The sequence below is a fragment of the Candidatus Falkowbacteria bacterium genome, from assembly GCA_018674305.1.
Classification (GTDB): Bacteria; Patescibacteriota; Patescibacteriia; order UBA11705; family JABHMO01; genus JABMRF01.
The window spans coordinates 20337-37833 of sequence record JABHAL010000001.1; the positions used below are offsets into that span (position 1 = coordinate 20337).

The 17497-nt window shown below is 36.4% G+C and carries 20 protein-coding genes and 1 other annotated feature; of the genes, 1 reads left to right on the forward strand and 19 read right to left on the reverse strand.

The window, feature by feature from the left end; translation table 11 throughout:
* Positions 1-18 precede the first annotated feature (18 nt).
* Positions 19-2220, forward strand: coding sequence for a hypothetical protein (locus HN643_00130; protein MBT7500063.1), 2202 nt, complete (start codon positions 19-21; stop codon positions 2218-2220).
* A 73-nt stretch (positions 2221-2293) separates the two neighbouring features.
* On the opposite strand, the gene HN643_00135 is transcribed toward HN643_00130, so the two are convergent.
* The 19 genes from HN643_00135 to rpoA form a co-directional block, all read right to left on the reverse strand.
* Entirely contained in the window at positions 2294-2617 is a 324-nt protein-coding gene (locus HN643_00135; GenBank protein MBT7500064.1) for a hypothetical protein, read from the reverse strand.
* A 115-nt stretch (positions 2618-2732) separates the two neighbouring features.
* The gene (locus tag HN643_00140) at positions 2733-3098 is read right to left on the reverse strand and encodes a hypothetical protein (protein ID MBT7500065.1); all 366 of its coding nucleotides are present in this window, start codon (positions 3096-3098) and stop codon (positions 2733-2735) included.
* Between the two features lie 177 nt (positions 3099-3275).
* Positions 3276-3743: a 50S ribosomal protein L7/L12 gene (rplL, locus tag HN643_00145; GenBank protein ID MBT7500066.1), complete on the reverse strand. Its 468-nt coding sequence runs from the start codon at positions 3741-3743 to the stop codon at positions 3276-3278.
* 72 nt (positions 3744-3815) lie between these two features.
* Complete coding sequence (locus HN643_00150; protein MBT7500067.1) at positions 3816-4337, reverse strand: 50S ribosomal protein L10; 522 nt, start codon at positions 4335-4337, stop codon at positions 3816-3818.
* Between the two features lie 91 nt (positions 4338-4428).
* Positions 4429-4555, reverse strand: a sequence feature (ribosomal protein L10 leader region).
* A gap of 114 nt (positions 4556-4669) precedes the next feature.
* Positions 4670-5989: a hypothetical protein gene (locus HN643_00155; GenBank protein ID MBT7500068.1), complete on the reverse strand. Its 1320-nt coding sequence runs from the start codon at positions 5987-5989 to the stop codon at positions 4670-4672.
* A gap of 106 nt (positions 5990-6095) precedes the next feature.
* Positions 6096-8498: an ATP-binding protein gene (locus HN643_00160; protein MBT7500069.1), complete on the reverse strand. Its 2403-nt coding sequence runs from the start codon at positions 8496-8498 to the stop codon at positions 6096-6098.
* A 15-nt stretch (positions 8499-8513) separates the two neighbouring features.
* Positions 8514-8705, reverse strand: a complete 192-nt coding sequence (locus HN643_00165) for a hypothetical protein (protein MBT7500070.1) — start codon at positions 8703-8705, stop codon at positions 8514-8516.
* On the reverse strand, positions 8680-8904 hold the full coding sequence (locus HN643_00170; protein MBT7500071.1) for a hypothetical protein: 225 nt from the start codon (positions 8902-8904) through the stop codon (positions 8680-8682). Before HN643_00170 ends, HN643_00165 begins: the two co-directional genes overlap by 26 nt.
* Positions 8901-9416 (reverse strand): hypothetical protein, encoded by a 516-nt coding sequence (locus HN643_00175; protein ID MBT7500072.1) that lies wholly within the window; start codon positions 9414-9416, stop codon positions 8901-8903. The genes HN643_00170 and HN643_00175 overlap by 4 nt, the downstream gene beginning before the upstream one ends.
* Positions 9417-9605: 189 nt before the next feature.
* Positions 9606-10280, reverse strand: a complete 675-nt coding sequence (locus HN643_00180) for a UMP kinase (protein MBT7500073.1) — start codon at positions 10278-10280, stop codon at positions 9606-9608.
* 17 nt (positions 10281-10297) lie between these two features.
* A complete protein-coding gene (locus HN643_00185; GenBank protein MBT7500074.1) occupies positions 10298-11578 on the reverse strand; it encodes a hypothetical protein in 1281 nt (426 codons plus the stop codon).
* Position 11579: 1 nt separating this feature from the next.
* Positions 11580-12716 (reverse strand): glycosyltransferase family 4 protein, encoded by a 1137-nt coding sequence (locus HN643_00190; protein MBT7500075.1) that lies wholly within the window; start codon positions 12714-12716, stop codon positions 11580-11582.
* Positions 12717-12765: 49 nt separating this feature from the next.
* Positions 12766-13503: a polyphenol oxidase family protein gene (locus HN643_00195; GenBank protein MBT7500076.1), complete on the reverse strand. Its 738-nt coding sequence runs from the start codon at positions 13501-13503 to the stop codon at positions 12766-12768.
* Positions 13496-14941 carry a flippase gene (locus HN643_00200; protein MBT7500077.1) on the reverse strand — a complete coding sequence of 482 codons (1446 nt, stop codon included), beginning with the start codon at positions 14939-14941 and terminating at the stop codon, positions 13496-13498. The genes HN643_00195 and HN643_00200 overlap by 8 nt, the downstream gene beginning before the upstream one ends.
* 135 nt (positions 14942-15076) lie before the next feature.
* Positions 15077-15250 carry a hypothetical protein gene (locus HN643_00205; GenBank protein ID MBT7500078.1) on the reverse strand — a complete coding sequence of 58 codons (174 nt, stop codon included), beginning with the start codon at positions 15248-15250 and terminating at the stop codon, positions 15077-15079.
* 139 nt (positions 15251-15389) lie between these two features.
* Positions 15390-15800, reverse strand: a complete 411-nt coding sequence (gene rpsI, locus HN643_00210) for a 30S ribosomal protein S9 (protein MBT7500079.1) — start codon at positions 15798-15800, stop codon at positions 15390-15392.
* A 212-nt stretch (positions 15801-16012) separates the two neighbouring features.
* Positions 16013-16366: a 50S ribosomal protein L13 gene (gene rplM, locus HN643_00215; GenBank protein ID MBT7500080.1), complete on the reverse strand. Its 354-nt coding sequence runs from the start codon at positions 16364-16366 to the stop codon at positions 16013-16015.
* Between the two features lies 1 nt (position 16367).
* On the reverse strand, positions 16368-16718 hold the full coding sequence (rplQ, locus tag HN643_00220) for a 50S ribosomal protein L17 (GenBank protein MBT7500081.1): 351 nt from the start codon (positions 16716-16718) through the stop codon (positions 16368-16370).
* A gap of 19 nt (positions 16719-16737) precedes the next feature.
* Positions 16738-17427 carry a DNA-directed RNA polymerase subunit alpha gene (gene rpoA, locus HN643_00225; protein MBT7500082.1) on the reverse strand — a complete coding sequence of 230 codons (690 nt, stop codon included), beginning with the start codon at positions 17425-17427 and terminating at the stop codon, positions 16738-16740.
* Positions 17428-17497: the final 70 nt, after the last annotated feature.

Sequence of the window (17497 nt, forward strand, 5' to 3'; positions counted from 1 at the left end):
TTAAATCTAATTTTTCCCATGGAACCAAATCACGATATTACCATCGAGGAACTGTATATCCCTTCAAAGCACGAAAAAAACACATACTTATGTGAAGATTTTATTATTTATCCAGAAGGCAAAGAAAAAAACGGTGGCTATTTAATGGGTATTATTGAAATCAGGGCAACAAACATTGATGAAAGTGAAAAAATTGTTCAAACCATAATCAACAATCTCAAAGAGCATTATTACAATCAAATCAATTCATCACCCGAGCCACATAAACTCAATCTAGAAACAGTTTTCGAACACGCACTACAAAAGACTAATGCTGCGCTAGTAGAAATGATACAAATCGGTCATATAAATCTAGTACTGGAAAATCTTCATTATGTTATCGCTGTAGCAAAGCCAAATCAAGTCAAAAAAGAAATTGATTTTGTGTTTGCACATCAAGGGTTGATTCAAGTCTATTTATTACACAAAACCAAACAAAACAATTACAAGGTTTTAAACATAGTTGACAATACACCTCGAATCAAAGAGGAACAGTCTGACAAGCTAAAGATTTTTTCATCAACAATCAATGGAAAGATTTTTCACCACAATGCACTATACCTATGCTCAGAAATTTTCAGCAACTATATCCCTGCCCACAAAGTAAACAAAATCCTTTCCAGCAATGACTTATCAACAGCAATTGATTATTTCAAGAACCTAATCAACAATGTAAAAAACAACTCCCACCTCACCTACTGCTCACTATTCATAAAAATGGAAGAAAAACGCAGCATATCTGATCAACCAATCTCCCAACGATCAATTAACAAACTAATTGACACCAAGGACATTACTGAAAAATATTTATCACCCAATGTTGCTTTAAACATCTGGGGCACGTTGGGCAAAGTAATTGGCTGGGTCAAGAGTAAAAAAAGCAAGAAAACACTCCACTCTCCAAAAAATGAAAAGAAAATGAAATTTGGTATTCTAAAGTACATACTTAATGTAATAAAAATATTTGGCAGCTCTATTACTAAAATCGGAAAATCTATTGTAAATATATTTACTGGAAAAAGAAAACCAAAAACCGAAAAAACAGGTTCCCTAACTGCTCGCGCTGGAAAAAAATTATTCAGTTTACCAAAATTCAACAAAGCTCTTTTAATTTCTATTATTGTATTGATAGTAATATTTATATCTGGCATCTTTTGGATGAATCACAATAAACAAGTCAAAGCTGATCAAGCTGCTTATACAACTGAAATACAAAAAGCAAAAAACTTTATTAACAATGCCCAAGTTAATTTAATCTATAAAAATGAAAGCAAAAGCTTGGAGTTAATAAAACAGGCTGAGCAAATAATTCAGTACCTACCCCAAGCCTCAACTGTACAAAAAGCTAATCACACTGAACTAACACGCCAAACTGAAAATATTAAAAATAAATTACTACACATTACTACACTTACACCACAATTAATTACAGAAATAAAAAAAGACGATCAACCAGTACAACTAGCAAGCCTAAAAAAGATTGGGCAATCACTTTACACAAATAACCATAATAACAATTTATACTCAGTCAATTTGGACAACAAACAAACCACGTCCCTGAGCACCAGTACAGCTGGAGACTTTAATTTGAGCTTGCAGGAAGATGACAATCTGTACTTTATTACAAACCAAAACAAATTAATCAGATTTAATTCCGAATCTAATGACTACAACACCTTATCTATTGACTGGGGAGAAAGTACAAATATTACAGCTGTTCAACTTTACAGTAAAAATATCTACGTATTAGACAAAGCCAAAGAACAAATCATCAAATGGAAAGCTAATGGCGATGACTTTGGCACAAGTACAAACTGGATAAAAGACAAAGGTGATGCTGTTTTAACTAAAGCTACCAGCCTGACAATTGATGGTAATATCTATATTGCCACAGAGCAAGGACAAATTTATAAATTCTTCACAGGAAGCAAGCAAGACTTTAACCTAACGACCATTGAACCTAGTCTTAACGGTATCACAAAATTGTACACTTCACTTGACTTGGACCGTATTTACATCTTGGAAAGTAACAGTAAACGTATTGTGGTAATTAACAAGGAAGGTGCATTTGTAGCTCAATACTTATTTGACCTACTAGATCAAAACATTTCTGACTTTATTATCGAAGGCAAAACTCTATATTTAACTGTTGGCGGTAAACTATACCAAGCTGAATTATAGTTATAATAAAAAACAGGCTATGAAGGCGAAGATGCGTATCTTTGCCTTCATAGCCTGTTTTATTTTCAAAAAATTAAAGCAAAAACAAGAAAACAATCACAGTCAGTATCAATAACCAGCCCAGATTGTAGGCTAACTGCTTTACTGCTTGCGACCAATCCTTCTTTAGCAACAAATATACGGGCTTCCCAAACAATAAACTTCCGACAGTCGCTACTGACAGCACAAGCAACAATAAGACTGCAACAAATGTTAAATAGCCACCTTCATTACCATTACCAAACAATTCTTCACCTCGGCTCATCAACAAGGAAACTAAACCAACATACGCAACGGTACAGGCTGCATACAAAAACCCCCAGGATAGATCATTGCACTTACATTTACATTTAAACATACGAATATTTTATTTATATTTTCATTATAACAAACATAGGACAAAACATAAAACGCCCTGAATTAGATTCAGGACGTTAAGCTTATCCAATTGCCCACTCTGGGACAGCCCATCCTTACACTTCTTGACCTGAGGTCTCAACAAGCTCCACAGTTGGATTCGCACTTTTAACAAAATTCAGTTCGTATTTTCTTGGCGACGATTGAGGGGGATCAGTAAACTCAGTCAAAACTACAGTTACTTGAACTTCTAGTTCTTTATTAACTCCACATAACGCAGTCAATTTATACGTGTGGCCATTCATATCCATGCAGATTGCTACAACATAGTACTCTCCGGGAGCATCTGCTTCCCTTAATGTTACATCTGACAACAGGATCTTTCCAAAACCTGGATTAATTTCATCAGCACAAACCTCTATCCCTTCTGGCAAATACCGTAATATAGCGATTTGAGCTATATTTAAAGTAACTTCTCCCATATCTGACTCCTATTTTTTCTGTTTCAAATTTAAGAAAGACTATCTCGTCCTTTCAAAGAACTATATATAATAACAAAAAATGATACTCTTGTCAAATGACTAACCACCAGCTTAAGCTGGTGGTTTTTATCAGAACAAAAAACCCGCATTAATGCGGGTTTTCTTATTCAAGAAGTTTTATTTTAAGTTAACTGTTCCACCTGCTTCCATTAATTTCTTTTTCATTTCTTCAGCTTCTTCTTTCTTAACAGCTTCTTTGATGACCTTAGGTGCAGCATCAACTAAATCTTTGGCATCTTTTAGACCTAAACCTGTAATTTCTTTTACTACCTTGATCACAGCGATTTTGTTTTCACCACAACTAGCTAATTCAACATCAAATTCACTTTTTTCTTCAACTGCAGCTTCTGCTCCAGGAGCAGCGGCCATAGCCATCATAGGTGCAGCAGCGCTAACACCAAACTTATCTTCTAGGATCTCAACTAATTCAGCTAGATCCATAACAGTCATTTTTTCAATTTCTTCTACCAATGACTTAAATTTTGCAGGAACTGCAACTTCTTTTTTTTCCTCCACAGTTGCTGGAGCTTCAGTTGCCACGTCCTTTGTCTCCTCTACTGGAGCTGTTGTTTTTTCGTCTGCCATATTTAGTATATTGTTATATTGCTATATTGTTATATTGTTATATACAATTTAACAATTTAACAGTTTAACAGTTTATTTATTTTCTTTTATTGCATTTAATACATTAACTAAACCACGAAGGTTACCGCTCAGCACATTAACAAATCCAGTAACTGGTGCTTTGATCGAACCAACGACTTTGGCCAGTAATTCTAGTTTGCTTGGTAGATCTGCTAACTTGCCAACTTGCTCAGCTGAAACAAGTGTTCCTTCTAATACTCCGCCACAAAAAACTACCTGGCTGTGAGTCTTAGCAAAATCTTTCAGAATTTTTGCTGGAGCTACTTCATCCTCTCCACTAATCGCAATTGCTAATCCACCAGTCATAGACTTTGTATCAGCATCTTTAATACCTGCTGACTCCAATGCCAATTTCAATAATGTTTTCTTCACTGCAACAAATTCCACATTTTGTTCTTTGCATTTTTCACGCAAGACTTGTGAATCATTCACAGTTAGACCTTCATGATTGGCAATTACTAGACCTTTTGCGTCTTTAATTTTTGCAACTATTTGATCAATAGCTTCTTGTTTTTGTTGTTTTGTCTTCGCCATATATTAAAGGAGGGATAAGGAGGCTATAGGAGATAACTATGAATTATTAGATTTTAGTTATCCTCTTGCCCCTCTATATCTTCTTTATCTTATAATAATTAAAAAATCTGCGTTAAATTCCGCAGACATATCTAAAAAAGGATATATTCCTCGACAGGTAATTAAGCCCCTGATAAAATAAGGACACCCGTTGTCTACGGAGATTAATTTAATTGTTATAGATATTATAAAGTAAATTTTAGATTACGTCAACCCCACTAAATTCACCTAAAATTACTACAACGTGAGCACTTTGCGAAACAAAAAAGAGGCTCCCCTTGCCTCTTGTGTTTTTATTCCAATTGAATCATTACTTCTGGAGCAATTGGATTTTGCTTGAATTTTTCCACAAAAATCTTTTTTACAATCGATTCCCTTTCAAAAGTTAGGAGCGTCGGATCATGCAAGACTTTTGACTGTCTAAGTTCTTTTTCGACATCAAAGGATAAACCTGTTACATGTTGATCAATTGATGATTGCAATACATCAGTTCGTGCCCATTTATCCAAAGCTACATGAAACTCAATATCATCATTGATATCAAGTACATATTGGATCCTACTTTCAAATATAAAATTCTGTTCATTAGGTAAAACAGCATTCAACCGAAAATGCATTTTGAACTCTCCATTTAACCGTAGTCCGGGCTCAATGGAATAGTATAAAGGACTGACTGACGCCTCTGTCCACTGCATAAAAGTATCTGTTTCATCCTGACTTAAACGGGCTATTGGTCTATTTAGCTGTCGATCAATAACCACAAAACTTTTTTCCTGACCATTACTATCTTTATTAACATGAGTCCAATCGAAGCACCTACCAGCAGAAAACAGAACCAAGCTCGTCAAGATGAAACTTATCACCGTTATAGACAAGTGACGCCATTGCCAATGCATTTTTGTTCTTAATCCATAACTAGTATAGTGTAGAAATAAGAAACCAGTGATATACACAATCCAAATCATAGCCATCAGTGGGATTGGAAAAAACTGGTACGCATGAACAGAAAATAACACCAAAGCACCAATAGCACACACTTGGCTAAGTAAAAAAGCACTTCCGAAAACTGCTATAAAAACTAAATCACCAACAAATTCTAATTTACCGCCCCAAGATCGAACAATACCCATATATTCAACTTTAACATTACCATTGACCAAGGTTATTTTCTCCTCGGTCCTATTGTGAATTCGATTACGCAGTTGATTCCAACGGTCACTAACATCTGCACGCCACAGTTCAAACTTACTCAATCTTTTTTTAATATATTGCAAGTCTTGAGCTGAGCCTTCAAGCATGAACTTGAGCACTGGCCAGTGAATAGACTTAATTGGTCGAGTAGAATACCCATCAAATCGGAAACTTTCCTTATTGTACTCAGACTCACCCGTTAGTAAATGGTAAACAGAAACACCAAGACTCTGCAAAGATACCGACACATCGCCAACTCTGTGCATTACTTCAAACTTCACCCTACCGACACTGGAAATCATGAGCCGAGTTGGAGTGAATAATGGAAACTCTCCCTTTTTCTCACCTTTGACTACTTCCTTAAATAACACTCGAAGCAACAAAAGCACTCTGTCATCATATTGTGATGATTCTTTTTCCATGTGATATTCCTCCTAGATTTTAATGTACAATTTTCATCAGAAAAGTCATTTTCAAAATCACTACTCTGATGAAAGCAGCACTATGTTTCGTGCTGCTTGTGTTTTTTTAGTTCATTGTTGGGTCACTTGGTACCGGTGTCGAATTAGACTGACTTCCACTTCCTGGATAAACAGCAGATTTTCTACTGATTCCCAGTCTTTCTTCGGCTTCAGACAAAGTCTGCTCCCAGCCCGTTGGTCTAAAGCGCTTAGAACTACATCGAAGTGCCATCACAGTTTGCCGATCCATATCAATAGGGTCTGTTTGCATTTCCCAATCTGCAACTGCCTGGATCAAGTGTTTGGCTTCAACTATTTCCTTACCATTATCTTCTGCAATTAGATCAGCTTCACGTACCATCCAGTCGATGTCAGCCCCCGTAATATAGAGCCTGTCTTTAGCGGCTTTGGCGAACCGGGTAAAGTCTGACAGTTGAGTTGGAATATCGTATTCGTTGAACTTAACTGCAAAAATCTGAGCCATGTCTTCTACCGTAGGCAGAACAAAGGGAATAACTTCATCGGTCCGGCCTTTTCGCCGGTAAGCAGAATCCAGTAAATCCTGCCTATTGGTTAACCTAACCCAAATCACTCTACCCCGTCTCCTTGGATCAGAACAAAACTCAAACTTTTTCTTACGCATCCGGTTTGACACTCCAGCATCGCCACTTGCCGAATCGCGAGACCCCTCCGATTGATCAGCTTCATCTTCAATCACCACCACCGGCGACATGTCATCAATAATTCCTAGAATTTCATCTGTATTTTGTTCAGAGATGCCTTGCCACATGGATCGGAGTGTTCCAATACTCAAGCAGTTAAGGCCGGTCTCATGAGCAAAACACATCCAACAGGTTGTTTTGCCAGTACCTGGTGGACCAGGTGACAAAATGCCAACTGGCACGCGTCGGTAAATCCCGTTTAGCATGTAGTACTGCAACTTTTGCAAATACTCAATCAGTTCAGGTCGACCACCAAAATGATCATACCCGTATTCAGGATTTAACACATTAATTCGACCACCAAATTCATTCTGCAGTAAAGCTCTTTTTCGCTTGCGAATACTAGCTAAACTGATCCCCTGTCTTCGCACTACACTCAAACGATAAACCTCATCGATTTGCCGTAAAGACAAACCATTAGTCGCTCGACTAAGCATAGCAGGGGCTAGGCCCTCTTCCATTTCAACAGCTGTCTTGGTGGTCAAAAATCCCCAACGATCAGCTCGTTGCTCCTGCGTTGGTTTGGCAACTCGAATTGGCACAATTTCTGTATGCCCCTCGCGAATAGCCGGGTCCAACCGGGAAAGTTGCGGTGTGATCAGAAAGACTAGTGTGCCCGAATCTCTTACTCGATGATCCATTGCCCAACGCTGAAGAGTTTCTGATACAATTCGGTCTCCCCGACCTTGCCCTTGGCTAGCATTGTAAGGAAACACATTATCCGCAAAGTTAATAACTAACACCTTGGGAGATGGTTTACGCTCTTTTCTTTCCCTTTTTGAATCACCAATCAAGGCTTTTTCCAAAAGCGGGAAAACTTTTTCTGGCATAGTACCAATCAAATCCTGCAAGGGCGTATTTTGCCGACTGGTGTTAAATGCATCAGCCAACTTTTGTTCACCACCTGAACCTGATCGTCTAGATCTACCACCATGACTTTCAGGTGGCGGCTGAGCTTCAGATTTTGGCATATATAAGTCACGAAAAGTATCTTCCATTTCTTCGTCAGCAAATTGCAGACCAGCTGAAAGACAATAATACATAATCAGCTTGCGCTGACTAAATATTTCTTCCAGATACTGCTGCAAAGTCAGATAAACACCTTTTTGATTTTGCTGCAAATCAGCAACATTACCCCACAGCGCAAACACATGGCCAAACTTAGCTCGTCTTTTTTCATCAAGCTCAGTTAACCAATCAGCCATTGGAGTAAATTCATGTGTTCCTTCAACAGCAAATTCCTTAGCAGGTGATTCATTGACTTTGAGCTTTTGTTTGGCTTCTGGTGTAAAAACACTCAGTTCGCACCAAACATAGCGCTTACCATCATACTTGAACTGCTTAGGGAACCAGGGCTTTTTCTTGTCCTTATTAGAAATTTCCTGCCCATCTTTAAAGGTTGCAAACTCAACCAACAAAGCATTGGTATAAGGGTTTATTGCGCGAACAATTCCATTCAGATGTTTCGCCTTGCCACGTTGTGGTGTTACTCCATCACTTATCTTGTACAACAAGTCTGGCCGCTCAAATAAGATCAAGCCTTCCGCAGAAACTGGGGTTACCATTTTCTTTGTGGTCATGTTTTCTAACCACAGATTTTCCGTACCCTCAACTCCCTTGACTAGAAACTTGGCAATTTTTGAACGTCCCTGCTGAAAAGAAACTTGCACCACAATATCGTTCGCTCGAAACCCCCACAAAACTTTTTCTGTATCGATAGTTGAATTGCCTTCACGAAAACTTACCATTGGCTACCTCCCCTTCTATCCGCAAGGGCTGTCGGTCGTAACATCGACCCTAAAACCCGCTTTTTGAAGTAGCACTAGGAACAACTGACTTCCTTTATGACCGTCCTGGGAAAAGTCCTGCAAAACTAGTCGACCGTCGATAAAGTCAATCACAACGTCATAATGACGTCTTACTTTTGGATCAAGTTTTTTGACGTTTTTTGACATGGACTTCCTCCACTTGAGCCTCAGGACGACGACTACCCCCTTCTTCCTCAGTATCAACCCTAAATCCCATTTTACCAGCCAACACCTTAAAAAGGGCCATCTTGGCTTGACAACGTTTTCCTCCGGGATCACCAGGACAATGAACATCCATGATCAACTTACCATCTTCGACTTTAACGTCTACAATGTCCTTGCTCATGATACGCTCACCCCCTGAAAACTGATCGACTCAATTTTCCCAGTGCTCGAATTTTGTCGCGTTGACAACTCTGAAACCTCATGACCAGTTGCTCTCATCAAAGCCAACAGAGTTTCACTCAACATCAGGTTGACAAACTCTTGTTCCAGCAAATCCGCAGCCTTAGCTGTTTCACCCTCGGCGCGATAGAATTGAACCTGACCATTGTAATTATGGACACCCACGGCCAAGCCGTAAGTCAACCCACTTGGCTTAACAACTCCACGAAATTGCGTGTTGTTATAGCTTCTGATTCTTTCACCACGATCCATCAGAGCAAGCTCAACGGTTGTGTCTACTTCATCTCGATAACGATTCAAGACTCGATCAAGGCATTCCATGATCAAGTCAGCAGAATCAAAATCTCTGGCAACTACGGCTAACTGCTCATCAAGAGCAGCTAACTCTTCCATGGCTTCTTCCACAACTTGTGGCACGTCAATACAGACACCTGCAATCAACACTCTACTCATTGGAACCTCCTTCTCGTTGGGTTACACAAATGTAAAGAACACACTAACTACCTATACTTTTATTATAACTTGTCAAATTTTAAATAGCTAGCATTTGACTCTATATCTTAAAACTTTTTTTTAGTTAAATCAATAAAAAACTCATGCTATACCATTTAACATGAGTTTTAGTCAAATTTACTTATTTTTTTAGGCAATTGTGGTGCCAATAAAATCATTTCCATTTAAAAAAGCCGCAAAGTTTTCTACATTTGTACCATTCATAAAAACAACTTTAAGACCAATCTCCTCAGCCAACTTGCAGGCCAATGGATCAAGCGGAGTGTTGGCTCCAGGAATCCATTCGTCTCCAACAATGGCCTTTAAATCTGCCCAAGTCATTTTTTCAATTGGTTTAGCATCATCAAACTTGCGAGGATCTTTGTCGTACACATAATCAACATTAGTTAAAATAACTAAAGTTGAAATCTCTTGTTTTGCTGCAACCTTTACTGCCACATAGTCAGTAGAGTTACCCGGCTTCCAACCACCACCAACCACAATATTTTCTTTGACTTCAGGTAAACTGGTCGGGTCAGTGAAAATTGTTTTGCTAGCGGCTTCACCCAAAAGAGTAGCCAGGAAAAATGCATTCAAGTGTGTAACCTTAATTCCCAGCCAATCCAGAGATTCAGAACTGAGCTTAGTAACCTGCTCAGCCCGACGATTAAATTCACGACATGGCCAACCTCCGCCTACCACAATGTAGAATTTTTTGTCTTTGGCTTGTTCAATTAAAAGAGTTCTTAACTTCTGAAGAAACTCTGATTGAAAATCTTTAGGCATAACAATTGAACCACCTAAATCAATAACAAATTTTTGCATATAGAAAACCACCTTAGTTATTTAAATATTAAAAACTCAGCATATAAAACAATGGTTACAATTATAACAAATGGTACAGTCGCGATTATTCCATATTTTGTAAAATCCCACAAACTAATTTTATGTTTCTTCTTTTTAATTAAATGAAACCACATTATCCCAGCCAAAGAACCGAGAATCGTAATATTGGCACCAACATTAGAACCAATAATAATTGCATAAGCAATAATATCTTGTTCAACCGACTTTACATTATACAGAATTGAAGAAAGTAAAGCGGTTGACGGAATATTATTAAAAATTCCACAAATTAAAGTTACCAGAAACGACACAGCAAGAAAAACATAATAAGAAGCTCCAACTACTACGGAATCCAATCGCTGAATAATGTCATAAAGTAAGCCGGTACTAATGAAACCATATAAAAGGATAAACAATCCTGTAACCAAAACAACTACGTTCCAAGGTAAATCTTTCAACAGTTGTTTAATTTTTATTTGTGAAACAAAAATTGCCAACAAGGCACATATTGCAGAAACTATCCATAATTCCAATTTTATTAATGGAGCGACCGCAAAAAATAGCATTAGAACTAAAAGCATCACCACAAAAATTCGACACTGATATTTGTTTTTTATTATTTTACTAAGATCAGTTTTTTTCTCTTTGTATTTAAGGTTAAATTCTTTATAAAAAACTTTTTTCAAAATAAAATATATTGCGATTAAACCTAAAATTGTTGGCAAAAACATGTAAAGCAAATTTTCTAAAAAAGCAATGTCAAAAACCATAGACACGATAAAATTTGTGGGATTGGAAGTAATCTGTCCAATCGAGGCTGTATTAGCCACAACAAACATGGAAATCAAATATCCCCGAGCTTTTATTTTAGTGTACTTAGTAAAATATAAAATAAATGGAGTCAAAGTCAAGATAACAATATCATTTGCAGCAACATAACTAACTACAGCCGACAACACAAAAAGATATTTATACAATTTCAAGCCATCATGCTTAGCCAATTGAATAGCTTTTATTGATAGATACTCAAAAAAACCAAGTTCATCAAGGCCGGTTGATAAAATAGCAAATGTTATAAAAAATACCAAAACAGCATAAGGCTTGACTACATCAAATGATATCAAGGCTTGACCTAAATCCGTAAATCTAAGTATCCCAGTAATTAACAAAAATATTATTGCGATAAAAACATAAATACTTTCTGGAACATTCAAAGGACGAAAAAAAATTGCCAAAAATGTTACAACGATAACGATTAGAAAAATCCCCTCCAACATATTAATTTAATAACTTTATTAACTTTTTCGATTGTTCAGACCAATTAAACTTTTGTTCTACTCGCAACTTTCCTCGCTGACCCAACTCTTGTGCACGACGTGGGTTTTGCAGCAATAAAAATATAGCCTTGGCTATTTCACTCTCACTAAGTGGATTCACTAATAAGCCATTAACTCCCTCCTCGACAGCTTCAACTGCTCCACCTGCACGTCCAGCAATTACCGGCTTGCCATAACAATTAGCTTCCAAGTAAACAATTCCAAAACCCTCAATGTCACCATCGTCCAGTTGCCGGCTTGGCATTATAAAAATATCTGACAAATGATAAAACAACGGCACTTCTTTATTCATAACATCCGAAAAGAACAAGACACTTTCTCCCAAATTAGCTCCTTTTACCTGATTCTTCAATTTGTCTAATTCTGGACCTTGACCAACAATTAAATAAACCACATTGGGGAATTTTTGGATTACTCTTTGCATAGCTGCAATAACTTTATCATGTCCCTTGCGCTCAACCAATCGTCCAACCGTCAAAAGAATTTTTTTGTTATGAAGTTTAAATGATTTCTTAAATTCTTCAAGCCTGTCTGAATCAATATTTTCATAAACAAAATTTGGGCAAGGATAAACCGTACTTACTGGTTGAGAAATTGAACAAATCGAATTTAATAATTCATGTGTGTATTTACTGTTGGTCACAACACCTGAAGCATTACGACAAATTAAACGTAGTAACCATCTTTTTCGTGGACGAACTTGGGTCATAGCAACATCCAAACCATGAACAGAAATCAAATATGGAATTTTAAATATTTTTTTCATCAAATACGCTACTGTTCCAGTTGGTAAAACATGAGCTACAATTAATCGTTGAATCTTTTCTTGACGAACTAATCGCCAAGTATGCCAGAAAAGTGGTAACCATTTAGGCCACATCCACTTTAAATTTGAAATTATATTTTTCCGATATATTAGATAGTTTTGTTTAATGTCAAAATCCAAGGTGTTATTATATTCAGAAGCCAAAACGACAAAATTATCCGCAGGTAACTGCCGACATAAATTAGACCAATAATTAGCCACTCCGCCAAACATCGGAGGGAAATCAATTGTAATTAATAGTGTTCTCTTCATTTATAAACTTTATGTGTACAAACGCGATTAATCGCGTCTCTACTTTTACTTAAGATTTATCCATCAACCAAATCAAACCTAGCATTCCCCCATCACAACTTTGTTTTTCTCTTCGAAATGAGTGAAAATTTAATTCACAACAAGTACACCTCTCAGAAATTTTAATATTTATTAAATCAACGTTTCTAATAATCAACTGTCTTTTTACAATATCAGCCAAATTTATATAATGTTTACCTTGTTCAATTTTAATAGAATCCGGATAATCCTGAAATTGTTCAACCACATCTGACTGGACCTCAAAACAACATTGCTGAATATGCGGTCCTATAGCCACTTCTATATTACCAACTTCAGCGCCTTGGTCAAGCATTTTGTCAAATAAAGCTACAACCGCATTATTTTTCACCCCACGCCAACCAGCATGAACAATTCCAATTACTTGAGCTTTTGGATCAAATGCATAAATCAAAAGGCAATCTGAAGCTTCCGCTCCTAAAACAATTCCCGGAGCCTTGGTTACCAAGCCCTCAACCCCTTCTAACCAATCATTTTTCAAAGCGCCTCGCCCCTGCAAGTCATTTGTTATTACCTTGATAATTTTACCATGAACTTGCTCAGGCATCACCAGTTTATTCAAATTTAAATTTAAACTAGCAAAAAGCTTCTGTCTATGTTCCAAAACTTTTTCACCTGGCCACTTGAACGACAAATTACCCCAACTTTTGTCAGCAAAACAAGCCTGAACATTCTTGCTTTCTGGAAAATATTTTATAACCTTAGGCATGTTTTTTCTTGATTAATACTTCAATGAAATATTTTATATCTTTTTGAGTTAAACCTCTAGTGATGAACATAGTAGTGATATATACTACCCCACCGACTAAAATCAGAATAGTGAAATGTAATTGGGCCATTAAATAATAAATAACCGCGGCCATAACCAAAACACTAATAAATGATTGGAAAATAGTTTTTAAAAGTAAAAACTTACTGTATGGGATAATCTTTCTAGCTACTACCATGCTTATGAAAAATAAAAAAGTATGACTGATTAAAAAAGCAATTGCTGCGCCAGTAAAACTATATCGTGGAATTATAAAAATATTAATTATTACATTAAAAACCATGGTAATACCAACCAACACTGTATTCGCAACTTGCCGATCACAACCATTTAACAAAGAACCCAAGGGGAAATTTAGAAACACAAAAATTAATCCCAGCATCAAAATCTGCAAAGGCAAAACCGAAGGCAAGTATTCATTGCCATAGAAAAACAAAATTATTGGTCGAGCCAAAAGTGCAACTCCAATTGAAATTGGCACAACGATTATAACTAAAAATTTCATCACTCGATCAAAGGTGAATTTGAGTTGTTTTTTATCATGTAAATAATAACGAGAAAAAGCTGGAAAAATAGCTGCCGCCAAAGCTGCAGGGATGAATTGCAAAGCAAAAGGGATCTTCATCGCCACACTATACCAACCAACCGCCTTATCACCAATCAACTTGGACAACATTATTGAATCAATATAACCATAAACCCGACTAAAAATTGCAATTAATGCAAATGGAATACCTATCTTAAAAAGAAACTTCAAAACTTCCTTGCTAAGCATTACAGAAAAATCTATTTTCAAAGCTTTTCTCACACTAATTCCAGCAAACAACAAACTAAATAAACTGCCACAAATAAATGGCAGCATCAAATAAATTAATGGGAGCTTTAAATATATAACAACCACACCAACGGCCACAATAATTACCTGATTAATAGCAATGCTAATAGCTTCGTATTTTAGGTTTTGAAAACCACGAAACACACCCCAAAAGCTCGCAGTAAATTGGTCAAAGATCATAGCAATACCAGCCACATAAACTAGATTTTTGGTAACTTCTGGATAACCCATCAAATTTACCAACACAACAACCAAGGCATAAACTAAACCAGAAAATATCAATTTCATTCCCAGAACTGATGAAATAAACTCTTTGGCTTTTTCTTTTCTTTTGGCTGCCTCCCGAATTAGTGACTGAGTTAAGCCAATATCCACGAATACAGCAAATAGCGTCACATAAGACAAAGCAAATGTATATTTACCTAGATCTTCAACTCCAATGAATCTAGCGATTAAAACAAAATAAAAAAATGACAATATTTTTTGCCAAATATAGGATCCGGTTAAGTAAGTAGTGTTTTTGGTTACTGTTTCACCTTGCATAAAAGTAGTTAAATTGTAACAAAACCAAGAGAAAAAATCAATTATAACCGTTAACCTCCGACAAGCAGAACAAAACGTTAGCGGTTTAATTTTAACTACAAAAAGACCAAACTAAATTAGTTCGGTCTTTATTTTTCATCTTTCTTCTTCTGGTCGATACGGTGGATCTTTATGCACTGGCGGTAACTTACTCCGCTCTTCACGTGCCTTTTTTGCAAAGGCTTCAGCATAATCAATGTTTTTGATTGCTTCGTCAACCTGTTTTCTAAGCTCATCACCACGTGGTGGCATACCTTGTCGCTTTCCCATTGAACCCTCCCGGGGTTAAAGAATCGATTTTTATAAGTTTAACACATCAACTAAAAACCAGCAAGACAACAAAAAACCGCTCAAACAAGAGCGGTTCTTTTTATATATTGTTACGTGATATGTGTTATATGCTACGTGATTAACGCTTCTTCCATTGTGGTGCTTTTCGAGCTCGTTTCAATCCTGGTTTCTTTCTTTCCTTCTTTCTTGGATCTCGAGTTAAATAACCTGCTTTTTTTAATGGCTTTCTAAAATTAGCATTTAATAATAATAGTGCTCTGGCAATACCATGACGAACAGCTTCAGCTTGAGCAGTAGAACCACCGCCTTTGACTTTGGCTGAAACATCTAATTTATCCTGTTGGCCAACAATCTTTAATGGAGATACAACCTTTTCTGCCAAACTTGGAGTTGCACAATATTCTTTAACTGTTTTTTCATTGATTATAATCTTTCCATCTCCCTTTTTGAAAACTCTAACCTGAGCAATAGCAGTTTTACGTTTACCCACACCATACAGATATTCTGCCTTTTTCTTGCCTGCAACCATTTCACTATCTTCGACGTCTTTCACAATCGGTGTGGATTCAACAGTATCAACCTTTTTATCTGAAACTGGCTTTTTGACAGCTGTTTTTTCTACCTTAACCTTCTTAACAGTGTCTTTGTCAACTTTAGGCTTTGTTACTTTTGCAACAGTCTTTTTTGTAGCAGTTGTTGTTTTCTTTTTTTCTACCATATTGGATGAAACACTGAATTAACTTATTTTTTTATAAATCTTAACCGTTTAATCATTTCTTTACGTAATTTATTACTTGGCAACATATGAACAACTGCATTACGTAAAACAAAATGCGGCTCTTCTGCCATTTTCTTTTTTAAACCAGTTTCTTTCAAACCACCAGGATAACCTGAGTGACGGTAATACTTTTTTTGCTCCATTTTGTTGCCAGTGAATTTAAGTTTATCAACATTACTGACTTCAACTATATCACCACCGTCCACATTAGGCTGAAAAGTAACTTTGTGTTTTCCACGGATCAAAATAGCAATTTCGGTAGCTAATCGTCCCAAAACTCTATCTGTAGCATCAATTTTATGTAATTTTCTTTCCATATTATACTAATTCTATTAAGGCCATTGGTGCATTGTCACCTTTTCTTTCATTTAACTTTATAATTCTAGTGTATCCACCTTTTCGATCTTTATATTTAGGGCCAATTTTATCTATTAATTTTTTAACTGCCTTTTCGTCATAAAAATACTCTAACAATTGCCGTCTTGTAGCAAGATCACTTTTTTTACTAAGAGTAATGTATTTTTCAACAACTGGTCGCAACGCTTTAGCTCTTGTAGCAGTTGTTTTAATTTTTTCCTTCATCACAAAACTCGTTGCTAATCCTCGAAGCAATGCTTTTCGTGGGCCAACTTTCAGCCCTAATTTTGCAATTGTTTTCTTATGTCGCATAAAATATATCTAATTTACGTTATTCCTTGTTTGAAAATAAAGAAAAGTGATCAATTAAAATTTTTGATGCTTGTTCGACTGCTTCCTGTGGAGTAAATGTACCATCAGTTTCAATCTCCATAACAAGCTTATCATAGTTAGTAATATCTCCCACACGAGTAGGAACAACTTTGTAACCAACTTTTCTAACAGGTGTAAATACTGAATCAAGTAAAATTGTACCAATTTCAATATCTTCCTTTGTTCTTTCTTCTGTTGGCCAATAACCACGACCTTGCTGAACAGTAATTTCCATATTCAACTCTGCCTTTTTGTCAGTTAATTCTGTAATAACCAATGATGGATTAACAATTTCAACATCACTATTTTTTTCAAAATCTTCAGCTGTAACTGGCTTTGCGCCCTTAGTATTCAGCTTGAGTTTTACTGGTTCTTCACTATGAACCTTTAGTCTCAACTCTTTTAATTTTAAACAAATTTTCAAAATATCATCTTTTACATTTTCTAGTGCAGAAAATTCTTGATCAACACCATCAATTTTTACAGCTGTAACAGCTGCGCCTGGCAAAGATGATAGTAAAACTCTACGTAGAGCATTTCCCAAGGTTGTACCATAACCAAAATAACATGGTTCAATGGTCAATACTGCCTTGTTGGGCTCTTTGGTTTCCTCATAAGAAATGTTTGAGGGCAAAAGTAGATTTTCCATATTTTTTTGTTCTTGATCTTGAATTAATACTTAATTATTAGTTCAACACCAATCCCCTGTTGGGGTTTAT